This is a genomic window from Botryobacter ruber, from assembly GCF_003347595.2.
Taxonomy (GTDB): domain Bacteria; phylum Bacteroidota; class Bacteroidia; order Cytophagales; family Hymenobacteraceae; genus Pontibacter; species Pontibacter ruber_A.
Window position 1 is genome coordinate 19,389 of record NZ_QCZK02000059.1, and the last position, 11,865, is coordinate 31,253.

General features: G+C 48.2%; 8 protein-coding genes. 5 read left to right on the top strand and 3 right to left on the bottom strand.

Annotated elements, in window-relative coordinates; translation table 11 throughout:
• Positions 1-369 precede the first annotated feature (369 nt).
• From DCW36_RS20640 to DCW36_RS20655, 4 genes are all read left to right on the top strand, one after another.
• Positions 370-3,273 carry a glycoside hydrolase family 3 N-terminal domain-containing protein gene (locus tag DCW36_RS20640; protein WP_114781646.1) on the top strand — a complete coding sequence of 968 codons (2,904 nt, stop codon included), beginning with the start codon at positions 370-372 and terminating at the stop codon, positions 3,271-3,273.
• 72 nt (positions 3,274-3,345) lie between these two features.
• The gene (gene bshA, locus DCW36_RS20645) at positions 3,346-4,482 is read left to right on the top strand and encodes an N-acetyl-alpha-D-glucosaminyl L-malate synthase BshA (protein ID WP_114781647.1); all 1,137 of its coding nucleotides are present in this window, start codon (positions 3,346-3,348) and stop codon (positions 4,480-4,482) included.
• Between the two features lie 195 nt (positions 4,483-4,677).
• Positions 4,678-6,570, top strand: coding sequence for a phosphoglycerate dehydrogenase (gene serA, locus DCW36_RS20650; RefSeq protein ID WP_114781648.1), 1,893 nt, complete (start codon positions 4,678-4,680; stop codon positions 6,568-6,570).
• A gap of 216 nt (positions 6,571-6,786) precedes the next feature.
• Positions 6,787-7,875, top strand: a complete 1,089-nt coding sequence (locus DCW36_RS20655; protein ID WP_114781649.1) for an aminotransferase class V-fold PLP-dependent enzyme — start codon at positions 6,787-6,789, stop codon at positions 7,873-7,875.
• A 126-nt stretch (positions 7,876-8,001) separates the two neighbouring features.
• Here the strand turns inward: DCW36_RS20655 and DCW36_RS20660 are convergent, their stop codons facing one another.
• Both DCW36_RS20660 and DCW36_RS20665 read right to left on the bottom strand, forming a co-directional pair.
• The gene (locus DCW36_RS20660; protein ID WP_128397002.1) at positions 8,002-9,501 is read right to left on the bottom strand and encodes a DUF6056 family protein; all 1,500 of its coding nucleotides are present in this window, start codon (positions 9,499-9,501) and stop codon (positions 8,002-8,004) included.
• Positions 9,502-9,707: 206 nt separating this feature from the next.
• Positions 9,708-10,241, bottom strand: coding sequence for a DUF7935 family protein (locus DCW36_RS20665; protein ID WP_114781652.1), 534 nt, complete (start codon positions 10,239-10,241; stop codon positions 9,708-9,710).
• A 156-nt stretch (positions 10,242-10,397) separates the two neighbouring features.
• On the opposite strand from DCW36_RS20665, the gene DCW36_RS20670 reads away from it, so the two are divergent.
• On the top strand, positions 10,398-10,745 hold the full coding sequence (locus DCW36_RS20670; RefSeq protein ID WP_114781653.1) for a HesB/IscA family protein: 348 nt from the start codon (positions 10,398-10,400) through the stop codon (positions 10,743-10,745).
• A 261-nt stretch (positions 10,746-11,006) separates the two neighbouring features.
• On the opposite strand, the gene DCW36_RS20675 is transcribed toward DCW36_RS20670, so the two are convergent.
• Complete coding sequence (locus DCW36_RS20675) at positions 11,007-11,849, bottom strand: ChaN family lipoprotein (protein ID WP_240676259.1); 843 nt, start codon at positions 11,847-11,849, stop codon at positions 11,007-11,009.
• Positions 11,850-11,865 lie beyond the last annotated feature (16 nt).

Consider the following 11,865-nt stretch of genomic DNA (forward strand, 5'->3'; position numbering starts at 1 on the left):
ATTGTAAAACAGAACTATTTCTGATTAAAATTTATTATAAATTTACAGACCTAATTCAGAAAACAAATGTAAAAATGAATAAAGTGCCTGCTGCTTTTAGCTAAAATCTTTGCCATGTTGCTTATATGGATTTGAGCTAAACGTCGTTAGCACTTATGAGGATAAACAATATTTGCCTCTTAAATAAACTAGCAGTATATTGAGTATTCGCTTGTTTGACTTTGTCTGGCAACGGCGCTTCATAAACGTTGATTTATTAAACGCTATTTGCAAAATTAGGCTTAATTTTGACTTGTTCCAATTATATAATACCTGTGCAGGATGTTGAAGAGTTTTAGTTTAGGATTGCTTATACTTATTTTCTTTGGGATGGGACCACTGATGTCGTTGAAGTCATCGGACGAGGTGATTGTCAGTACAAAAGAGAAAATATGGGTAGATAGTGTCTTCAGCACTCTCACGCCTGACGAGCGTATTGGGCAGCTTTTTATGGTAGCTGCCTATTCCAACAAGGACGAAAAGCATTTCCGGGAGATCGACAACCTGGTAAGCCAGTACGGCATTGGGGGCCTGATGTTTATGCAGGGAGGCCCTGAGCGCCAGGCACGCCTCACTAACCGCTACCAGCGCCTTGCCGAAGTGCCGATGCTAATTGCCATGGATGCCGAGTGGGGCCTGAGCATGCGCCTGGACAGCAGCATGAACTTTGCCAAGCAAATGACGCTTGGGGCCATGGACGACGAAAAGTACGTATACCTGATGGGCCGTGAAATAGCCCTCAAAATGAAGCGCCTGGGCGTAAACGTCAGTTTTTCGCCTGTCATGGACGTGAACGTGAACCCCAACAACCCTGTTATCGGCAACCGTTCGTTTGGCGAGTCGAAGGAGGAAGTAACACGCCGCGGCATTGCTTACATCCAGGGCCTGCAGGACCATGGCGTAATTGCGGTTGCCAAGCATTTCCCGGGCCACGGCGACACCGACACCGATTCGCACCTGGCACTGCCTGTAGTGCAGCACGACATGAAGCGGCTAACAGAGGTAGAGCTGTATCCTTTTAAAAAATCGTTCGATGCCGGCGTCATGGGCGTGATGATCGCGCACCTGTACCTGCCCAGCATCGATACCACCCGTAACCTGGCCAGCACCCTCTCCTATCCGCTGGTAACCGGCCTGTTAAAGGAAAAAATGAAGTACAGGGGGCTGGTGTTTACCGATGCCCTGAACATGAAAGGCGTAAGCAAGTACTACAAACCAGGCGAGGTAGACCTGAAAGCACTGATGGCGGGCAATGATGTACTGCTTTTCCCGGAAGATGTGCCTACTGCCGTAACTAAAATAAAAGAAGCTATTGCTGCTGGGCTGCTTAAACCGGAGGATATTGACCAGCGGGTAAGAAAAATCCTGCATGCCAAATACTGGGCTGGCCTGAACCGGTATAACCCGGTAGAACTGAACAACCTGAAAGAAGAACTCGACCGGCCACTGAGCCTGGTCGTGCAGGAGCAGCTGTTTGAGCATTCTGTTACCGTGGTGCAGAACAAAGACAACCTGCTGCCGTTCAGGTACCTGGACACGATGAGCATTGCTTCTGTAGCCATTGGCGTACCTGCCATTAATACCTTTCAGCAGACCCTGAACCATTATGCGCCTGTAGCAACATTTGCCATACCCGACCGCTTCGCACCAGATTCGGCCTTTACCAAAATTATTCCGCAGCTTCGCGACAAAGATGTAGTGGTGGTAAGTATTCATAACATGAACTATACCTCGGCCAGGGACTTCGGAATTGGGGTGAGCACCCGGGCATTTATCCGTTTCCTGCAGGAGCGTACCGATAAAAAGGTGGTAGTGGCCGTGATGGGCAATGCCTACAGCCTGAAGTTTTTTGAGGACAGCAACTGGCTGGTGTGTGGCTACGAAGATCATTCGGTTGCCCAGTCGCTGGTGCCGCAGGTGCTGTTCGGTGCACGGGCCGCCAGGGGCAAATTGCCAGTAACCGCTTCGGCCAAATTAAAAGCAGGAACTGGTCTTAACACGCCCTTACTGGGACGCCTGAAGTACGGTATCCCGGAAAGTGTAGGCATGGACTCCAAAGTCCTGAAACAAATTGATAACGTAGCCACAGAGGCGGTAGCTTATGCCGCAACCCCCGGATGCCAGGTGCTGGTAGTAAAAGATGGCACTGTGGTTTTCAACAAATCATACGGGTATTATACCTACGATAAAACCCAACCGGTCACAAACAACACGGTTTATGACATTGCCTCTATTACCAAAGTTGCCGCTACCTTACAGGCTGTCATGTTCCTGAAAGACCAGGGCAAAATCAGTCTGGACGAAAAGATATCGACTTACCTGCCTGAGTTAAGAGGAACAAACAAAGCCAATCTGCTGCTGCGCGATATCCTGACACACCAGGCGGGCTTACAGGCGACACTGCCGCATTGGCAGAAAACCATGGACAACAAGAAACTGAAGGAAACATATTATGCCAGTACCCAGAACGATCTGTTTTCCAACGAGGTAATACCGGGGGTTTACTCCATCTCATCCATGGAAGACTCGCTCTGGACCTGGACCGTTAAATCGTCTCTGCTAACTACTAAAAAAGGAAATGGCACCTACGATTACAAATACAGCGACCTGGGCTTCTATATCCTGAAGCGTATGGCCGAGCACATGCTTAACCAGCCGCTCAACGAGTTCATGGATCAGAACTTCTACGCCCCGCTCGGACTGAGTACCTTAGGATATACACCACTGCTCAAGCACCCGCGCGAGGCCATAGCCCCAACCGAAGATGATAATTACTTCCGCAAGAACCTGATCTGGGGTACCGTGCACGACCAGGGAGCCGCTATGATGGGGGGTGTGGGCGGCCATGCCGGCTTGTTCTCCAATGCCAACGACCTGGCTATCCTGCTGCAGATGAACCTGCAGAACGGGCACTATGGAGGTCATAAGTATTTCAAAACCAATGTAGTCCCTGAGTTTTCCAGAAAGCAGCGCGCAGAGAGCCGCCGCGGCCTGGGCTGGGACAAACCGGAACCAACCGGCAACGGGCCTACCTCTGACCTGGCTCCGATGAGTTCCTTCGGCCACACCGGCTTTACCGGTACCTGCGCCTGGGTAGACCCTGAAAATAAACTAATTTATGTGTTCCTGTCGAACAGGGTGTATCCTGATGCAGGAAACAACAAACTGGTTAAATACAACATCCGGACCCGTATACACGATGTCGTATACAAAGCCTTGATTCCTAAAACATAATTAAACATACTTCCAACAAAGCGCAGCGTATGCACGTTGCGCTTTGTTGTTTACAAGCTTTAACAAACAACTATGAGAATTGGCATTGTCTGCTACCCTACTTTTGGAGGAAGCGGTGTGGTAGCCACAGAATTGGGCAAAGCACTGGCGCTGGAAGGGCACAAGGTTCATTTTATCACCTACAGTCAGCCGGCCAGGCTCGACTTTTATAACCAGAACCTGTTTTACCACGAAGTTTTCGTTCCTACTTACCCGCTGTTCCAGTATGCGCCATACGAACTGGCGCTTTCGAGCAAAATGGTGGATATCGTGCAGTTCGAGAAGCTGGATGTGCTGCATGTGCATTACGCCATTCCACATGCCTCAGCTGCTTACATGGCCAAGCAGATTCTGAAAACAAAGGGCATTAACATCCCGGTTATCACCACCCTGCATGGCACCGACATCACCCTGGTAGGCAAAGATCCTTCTTTTGAGCCGGTCGTTACTTTCAGCATTAACCAGTCGGATGGCGTTACAGCTGTGTCCGAAAGCCTGCGCACCGAAACCTACGATTACTTCCCGATTGAAAAAGATATCAAGGTAATCCCCAACTTCATAAACCTGGAGAAGTTTAAGCGGCAGCAGAAAGAGCATTTCCGGATGGCTATCAGCCCAAACAACGAGAAGCTGCTGGTACACACCTCCAACTTCCGCTCTGTGAAGCGCGTGGAAGATGTCATCCAGATTTTCTCGCGGGTGCGTGAGGTTATCCCTTCCAAGCTGCTGTTAGTAGGCGACGGGCCGGACCGTCCGCGTATCGAAAAACTGTGCCGGGAGCTGAACATTTGCCCGGATGTACGGTTTTTAGGAAAACTGGAAGCAGTAGAGGAGGTACTTTCCGTTGCCGATCTGTTCCTGATGCCCTCCGAAAAAGAAAGCTTTGGTTTGGCAGCCCTGGAGGCCATGGCCTGCGAAGTACCTGTTATCTCCTCCGATGCAGGCGGCATACCGGAACTCAACATCAATGGCGTAACAGGTTTTGTAAGCCGTGTAGGCGACGTACCCGATATGGTAAAGAACGCCCTTTACGTGCTCGACGATATTCACCTGCCAACTTTTAAGGCTAACGCTTTAGCCAGGGCGAAGGAATTTGATGTTGCCAAAATTTTGCCTCAGTATGAGGCTTTTTACCAGAAGATAATAGCCGAACAACTGGCACTTACTTAAAATACAGGTTTTTATAGCACTACTTTAAAAAAATCCGGCCTCTAAATTCGCAGCCGGATTTTTTTATCTACTATATTTACGTCACCAAACAAGCACAATTGCTGATTTTCTAAAATAAGCCTTTAGCAGGTACCCAAAACGCCAGTTAAAGCAGACAATTTTATACTTATTCCACATTTCAGGGAACATTCCGTTATGAGTAAAGACAAATTTTTCATTATTGACTTCGACAGTACTTTCACACAGGTAGAAGCTTTAGATGAGTTAGGAGAAATCACACTTCAGGACGATGAAAAGAAAGAGCAGATCCTGCAGGAGATTAAAGATATTACCAATAGTGCCATGGAGGGCAAAAGCTCCTTCACAGCAGGACTTTCCCAGCGTTTGTCTTTACTCAACGCAAACCAGCGGCACCTGCAGCAACTTATCTCCCGGCTCAGAAATAAAGTTTCGCAGTCGGTTAGCCGCAACAGAAACTTCTTTAACGAATATGCCGACAACATCTACATCGTGTCAAGCGGCTTTAAAGAGTTTATCACGCCCATTGTAACAGAGTACGGCATTAAAGAAGAGAACATCTATGCCAACACGTTTGAGTATGATGAAAACGGCAATATCATTGGGTTCGATAAAGAGAATGTGCTGTGCCTGGACAAGGGAAAAATAAAGCTGCTGGAAGACCTGGCCCTGGAAGGCGATGTGTACGTGCTGGGCGATGGCTATACCGACTACGAAATTAAGGAGGCCGGTCTGGCCAATAAATTCTATGCCTTTACCGAAAATATTTCCCGCGAAAGCGTGATTGCGAAAGCTGAGCATATTGCGCCCAGCCTGGATGAATTCTTGTACCAGAACAAATTACCAATGGCTATTTCATATCCTAAAAACCGCATCAGTGTGCTGCTGCTGGAAAACATACACCCGCAGGCAGTAAAACTATTTAAAAACGAAGGCTACCAGGTAGAAACCGTAGCCGGTGCCCTGAGCGAAGATGAGCTTTGCGAGCGCATTAAAAATGTATCTATCCTGGGTATCCGCTCCAAAACACACGTAACCAAGCGCGTGCTGGAGCATGCCAATAAACTGATGTGCGTGGGCGCCTTCTGTATCGGAACAAACCAGATCGACCTGCCTGCCTGCCTTGATGCGGGTGTAGTTGTTTTTAACGCGCCTTACAGCAACACGCGCAGTGTGGTGGAACTGGCGATAGGCGAGATCATTATGCTTTGCCGCAACATCACCGACAAGAGCGAAAAGATGCACAAAGGCATCTGGGACAAATCGGCTGCAGGCAGCTTTGAGGTTCGCGATAAAAAACTGGGTATAGTTGGGTACGGAAACATCGGTTCTCAGCTGTCGGTATTAGCCGAAGCGATGGGCATGGATGTTTACTACTACGACATTGTAGAGAAACTACAACTCGGAAATGCCAGAAAATGCAATACGCTGAAAGAGTTGCTGGAGATCTCCGACATCGTATCGCTGCACGTAGACGGGCGCCCTAACAACAAGAATATATTCGGACCGGAAGAATTTGCTGCCATGAAAGATGGCGCCATTTTCCTGAACCTGAGCCGTGGCCATGTGGTGGAGATTGAGAGCCTGGTGGAGGCCATTAAATCCGGCAAGATAAAAGGTGCCGCTGTAGACGTGTTCCCGGAAGAACCGGCTACAAACGATGAAGAATTTGTGAGCGAATTGCGCGGACTGCCGAACGTTATCCTGACGCCGCACATTGGTGGCAGCACCAGCGAAGCGCAGAAGAACATCGCCAACTTTGTTCCGAACCGCATCATGGATTACATCAACTCCGGTAACACCTACCAGAGCGTTAACTTCCCGAACCTGCAGCTGCCGGAGCTGAAAGATGCGCACCGCCTGATCCATATCCACGAGAACGTGCCCGGGGTACTGGCCAATATCAACAAGGTACTGGCAGAAAATAACGTGAACATCCTGGGGCAGTACCTCAAAACCAACGAGCGGGTAGGTTATGTGATCACCGATATCGACAAGGCGTACGAAAAAGACCTGATCAACGACCTGAAGAGCATTCCGGCTACCATTAAATTCAGGATTCTGTATTAATCAGCAATAGCTTGGCGGGATTTGTAATCCCGTCTTAACTGAGCCGCCGGATTTGTAATCCGGCAAGTACAAACAATTAGCTCCCACTTCTGCCCCACCAGGCACGAGGTAAGAGGGAACAACAAAAACAGGTTAGCTGTAGCTCCAGAGGCTACAGCTAACTGCATTTTAAATCATTAACCAACGAAAAGCGGGACTCGCTGCCCGGATACAGGTATGACGAATAAAGTTTATTTCACCCCCGGACCTTCTGAACTTTACCCAACCGTGCCCCAGCACATGCAGACGGCCATGGAAAATAAGATCGGTAGCATTTCGCACCGCAGTCAGCAGTTCAAGGATATTTACGCCCACACGGTTGCTGGTTTACGCCAGTTGCTGCAGCTACCGGATCACTTCGATATCCTTTTTCTGTCTTCGGCCAACGAAATCTGGGAACGTGCCATCGAAAACACGGTAGAGAAGGAGAGTTTTCACCTGGTAAACGGCTCTTTTTCCAAGCGCTTTTATGAAATTTCGCTCGACCTGGGCCGCAAAGCTACCAAGCATGAAGTGCCTTTCGGACAAGGATTCCGGGTTGAAGACATTGAAGTGCCTGCCTCAGCAGAACTCGTAGCCATAGTTCAGAACGAAACCAGTTCCGGCGCCGGTACGCCCGTAGCAGCTATTAACGCCCTGCGCGAAAAGACTGGTCCTGAACCACTGTTTTTCATTGATGTGGTGTCTTCTATGCCGCACCCAAAACTTGACTGGTCTAAAGTTGACTCGGTATACTTTTCGGTGCAGAAGTGTTTCGGTTTGCCTGCCGGCCTGGGTGTGTGGGTACTCAACGACCGCTGCATTGCCAAAGCAGAAGCTTTAAAAGCCAAAGGAATGTCAGTTGGCTCTTACCACAGCATCCCGGCTACCATCGGTAAAGCACGCGCCAACCAGACACAGGAAACGCCAAACGTGCTCAACATTTACCTGCTGGGCCAGGTAGTGCAGGAAATGAACCAGAAGGGCGTAGATGTCATCCGCCAGGAAACAGAAGCCAAAGCCAAAATGGTGTACGACTACCTGGAAGCGAGCGAGAACTTTGAGATTGCGGTTGAAGAACCAGCTCACCGCTCTGCCACTACCATCATTGCCAACACCAAACTACCGGCATCCGAAGTAATCAAGCGCTTATCTCCCTTCGATATGGCGGTAGGCAGCGGCTACGGCAACTACAAAGAAAGCCAGATACGCATCGCCAACTTCCCGGCACACTCTGTAGGCCAGATGCAGGCGCTGGTGTATAAGTTGAAGGAGCTGGTGGGGTAAATGGTGTAAAACAGTAAAAAATAAAAAGAGGCAGCGAGGAGAAAGTTCTTCGCTGCCTCTTTTTATTTCTGCGCGTTTCAACTTTGTCTGAACCGCTGATTAACCGGATTAAGGGATTGTCATAGACTACTCTTGCATACCAAAAAGCTGCCGTTGAATACGTCTACCTACATCTTTTAACGTAGCAAAATTATCCTTTACTTCCGGTGTTGGGCCAGTTAAATAGGTGTTTGATTTCCCCCAATAAGTGGCAAACTCTTTGTTTACACCCATTTCCACCACTTCATCTGTGCGCAATTCACTAAATATGTATAACGATTTAGGAAGCGTGGTCACAGGAGTAATGGGACAGGTACTGCAGTTTGATGTTCTTAAAAATTGGTATCTGGCTTTCAACTCCTGGTCGAATCTTGCGGCTTTGCCAGAAAATAAATCTAAATAGGCAGTCGTAATATTACTTTCAAGGCTTAGTACTAAGATAGCAAACATGATTGTAAGTGAGAAAGCAAATGAATTTAGGCCTGTGTTGCTAGCAGGTAAAAGCTTCTGCCCATACTTGTTTAGCCCAACCTGAAGCAGGTAGAGCCATCCGAAAACAAAAAGGAAATAAACAACATTCTCTACCCGCGAACCAGCTCTTTGCCCGGTTGAATAAATAAAGACAAAATGCAGGATGAAAATGGTGCCCAGGTACCAGGCAACAGAAAGTGGCACAGATGCCTTGAAAATATCACTTCTAATACTATAGTTGTTAAATTTTGCAGCCCAGATCAGGATATAAATTAATGAAACCAGCAACATCGTAAAGCCCCAGTTCATAAAATTTAACACTAACATTGCACCGGCACCCGCAAAAGAGAACAGTACATTACCAGGACTTGCCTGGCTGCTCATTCGCTCGTAATTACCCGGTGCCAACACTACGACAAGGCCTAAGAGTAACGACAGCAGGAACAGGCAAACCTGGTAATGTAATAGCTTTTTATAGAGTTGCCACTCGGTAATGAGTATTAGCAGCAGGGTAGCATTTAAAACTATCATCGACAATTCATTGGACCCGACGATGGCAATCACCAGAACAAAACCTGCGACCTGTAAAAAGGTTCTCGCCCCTTTTTTTCTGACGTGCGGCAGCTTCAGAAGAATTCCAAAGAAGACGAGGGTATAGATAATTGCCCCCAGGTAAATCATATAGCTCGAAAACCAGTACAGGCCTTGCGCAATGTCAGGCAACTGCAAAAGGTACACTGTGATCACGAACAATGAAAAGGAAACTATTTTCTTAATACTAAATAGCTGCCCGAACAGGCTGTGAAAGAAGAAGAGGGTTGCCGTTATGAGTAAAAGAAGGGCACTGAAAGAGTACAATTTATAAGCAGCAAAGTTACCCTGTAGCAGCGGATTCAGACGGGACACAGCCGTTGCAAAATACCTTCCTGACCAATGAAGATAACTCTCAGCCTGCGTCTCAAAAAAACCAGCACTCAGGTCCCGGTTTGCTAAAACATAATCATCCATGGCAGGATGATTATATAAATTCAACAGTAGGAACGGTAGTATTGCCAACAAAGCCAACACCAGAAAAAAATTAGGTAAAAAGGTAGACGCCAAAAATGGTCTATACATGGAGGACTGATATTATACTTTTATCTACAAAGATAGAAAAGTAAAAATAAAGGTTTTGTTGTAGCGTACTACCCCACCTGAAGGCATCAAGACCTGAAATAGCCTGCATAAGAAGAGCAGCGGGAATGGTGGCAGGTGCAGCAAACAATTTTTGGTTCCCAAAGGCCTGCTTCAGGTCTGCTGCCCCTGCCACCACAGCCTCTGCTCTAAAACACCTGCGCAATTTCCTGCTTCAGGAAACTGATAGCGTCTGCTGTGGGTTCTGCTTCGCCAGCCAATACCATCTCCAGCACCCGTTTCGCCAGGTCGGTGCCTTTGGCATCCTGGGGCATGTTCTGATAAGCAGTATTGACCATGTTGATCACCCCCTCCTGCGCGCGCTTTACCATCTGCCAGGCCTGCTCCGTCATGTACACCTGCTGCGAGAGGTTGTGGTTAAACTCCTCCCGTATCTCTGTTACCAGCACCCGGTGATATTCTGCAGCTGTCAGTCCGGCGCCGCTTACCCGGATGAGCAGGTTGCTTGGCGTGATGCGTTCCAGCAACAGGATAATGCGTTCGTAGGCCTGCAGGCGGATGGGCAGGATGATCTCTGAGTTTTTCATGCGCAGGTCCAGCACACGCGATTTGTAATCCCGGTCGAGGTACCTGTTTACTACATAATACATGGCACCGGCTACAATCAGGGCCGGCAGGGCAAGCCGTAAGAGTTCCATTAAAAACATGAGTCCGTTTTCCATAGTTTATACTTTAGCGCCTAAATATCGTAAAAAATAACTTCAGGCATGCATGAATCAATTGCAGCCGGCAAATGTTTACTTAATACGAGCGGTAGCCGTAAGATTCGTATAGAATTTGTAAATTTGCGGTTACACAGTAATTTTTAATAAAGAATTATGGCAACAGAAGCAAAAACAGCACCTATAACACTTACACCGAGAGCATTGGCTGAGGTTAGAAATATAATGCAGGAAAAAAATGTACCAGCAAATTACGGGCTGCGCGTAGGCGTGCAGGGCGGTGGCTGCTCCGGTATGTCTTACCTGCTCGGTTTCGACCAGGCCAAAGATGCCGACGAGGTGTACAATGTAGAGGGAATCGACCTGATTATGGACAAAAAGCACGCGATGTACGTGCTGGGCATGGAAGTTGACTTCCAGGACGGCCTGAATGCCCGCGGTTTCTCATTCAGCAATCCGCAAGCAAAGAGTACCTGCGGCTGCGGTTCTTCCTTCTCAGCATAAAACATTTTTTCATTTTTGATCACTGGCAGCACAGCCCGGTTCACTTGAGCCGGGCTGTGCTGTTTTTTGTCTTAACCTTTGATTTACACTGATTATGCCGATTTAACAGATTCTGCTTTCTGTTATTTATTCTGAAATAGCCTACTACTTTATTTTCAAAGGGAAACAGCGGAAAAGACAGGAGCGACTGAAAAATTATTGCAAGTAGTATCCATTTCACCGAAATCAGCATAATCTGTGTAAATCAAAGGGTTAAGACAATCAATACGTCCTGGTCATGCTGGCCGGCACTACCAGGATATAGTCGGCTTTCTCCTGGTGCTCCTCCTGCAGCTTTTCCAGGTCGTCCTGCAGCACGGTGGTGATGGACTGAAGTTTCAACTGGGGCTGCTGCTGTTTCAGGTACCAGCCTATGCCTTCGAAGTTATCGGAATGGTAGGCGCCGTTCAGGTGCAGCACTTTTTTACCATTCTTTACCTGCTGCAGGATAAAATGGGCCATGGTGGCATCTTTCAGGGCCTGCGCCTGTACAATATGCTCGCTTTTAACACTGCCGTGGGTGCTGCCGCCAAACATGCCTATCATCTTTTTGTAACCGGGCAGGTTCATGTCTACTGTAACAGGTAAGGGAGCTAAATAGCGTTTGCCATCGTCTGAAATTTTATCGAGCGCCTCAAGCCCACCACTGGCCACCATAGCGGCGTAACGTCGCGGCACATTGGTAGCAACAACCGGTATGCCCATGTCTTTGGCAAAGCGTATCACTGGTTTGTAATCTGTTTTGTAGTTGGGCCAGGGCCGTGCTTCCTGCTCAAAGTTAGTTTCCGCCACCTGGTCGGCCAGGTACTCGTTCAGCACCAGTTGCACGTCGGCTTCGAACATCTCGGCGCCAATCACAACGTTGCCCTGATGCGCTTTATACAGGTCCTTCGCTGCTTCCAGCTGCAGCCAGTGCGCAATCGGGTCGTTGTGCTGCTCCCCAAACAGCACCACATCGGCTTTCTGCAGTTCCTGCAGCATGTTGCCGTAGCTGACAGGCTTGCCCTTTTTTGTAAAGAGCTTATAAGCCGGTTTGTCCTGCGCAGTTGCACCAGTTGTCATCATCAGTAAAACGAGAAGG

Bases quoted from the DNA above. Each gene is read 5' to 3' on its own strand.
- DCW36_RS20640 (WP_114781646.1), top strand. From the start codon at position 370: ATGGGACCACTGATGTCGTTGAAGTCATCGGACGAGGTGATTGTCAGT.
- bshA (WP_114781647.1), top strand. From the start codon at position 3,346: ATGAGAATTGGCATTGTCTGCTACCCTACTTTTGGAGGAAGCGGTGTG.
- serA (WP_114781648.1), top strand. From the start codon at position 4,678: ATGAGTAAAGACAAATTTTTCATTATTGACTTCGACAGTACTTTCACA.
- DCW36_RS20655 (WP_114781649.1), top strand. From the start codon at position 6,787: ATGACGAATAAAGTTTATTTCACCCCCGGACCTTCTGAACTTTACCCA.
- DCW36_RS20660 (WP_128397002.1), bottom strand. From the start codon at position 9,501: ATGTATAGACCATTTTTGGCGTCTACCTTTTTACCTAATTTTTTTCTG.
- DCW36_RS20665 (WP_114781652.1), bottom strand. From the start codon at position 10,241: ATGGAAAACGGACTCATGTTTTTAATGGAACTCTTACGGCTTGCCCTG.
- DCW36_RS20670 (WP_114781653.1), top strand. From the start codon at position 10,398: ATGGCAACAGAAGCAAAAACAGCACCTATAACACTTACACCGAGAGCA.
- DCW36_RS20675 (WP_240676259.1), bottom strand. From the start codon at position 11,849: ATGATGACAACTGGTGCAACTGCGCAGGACAAACCGGCTTATAAGCTC.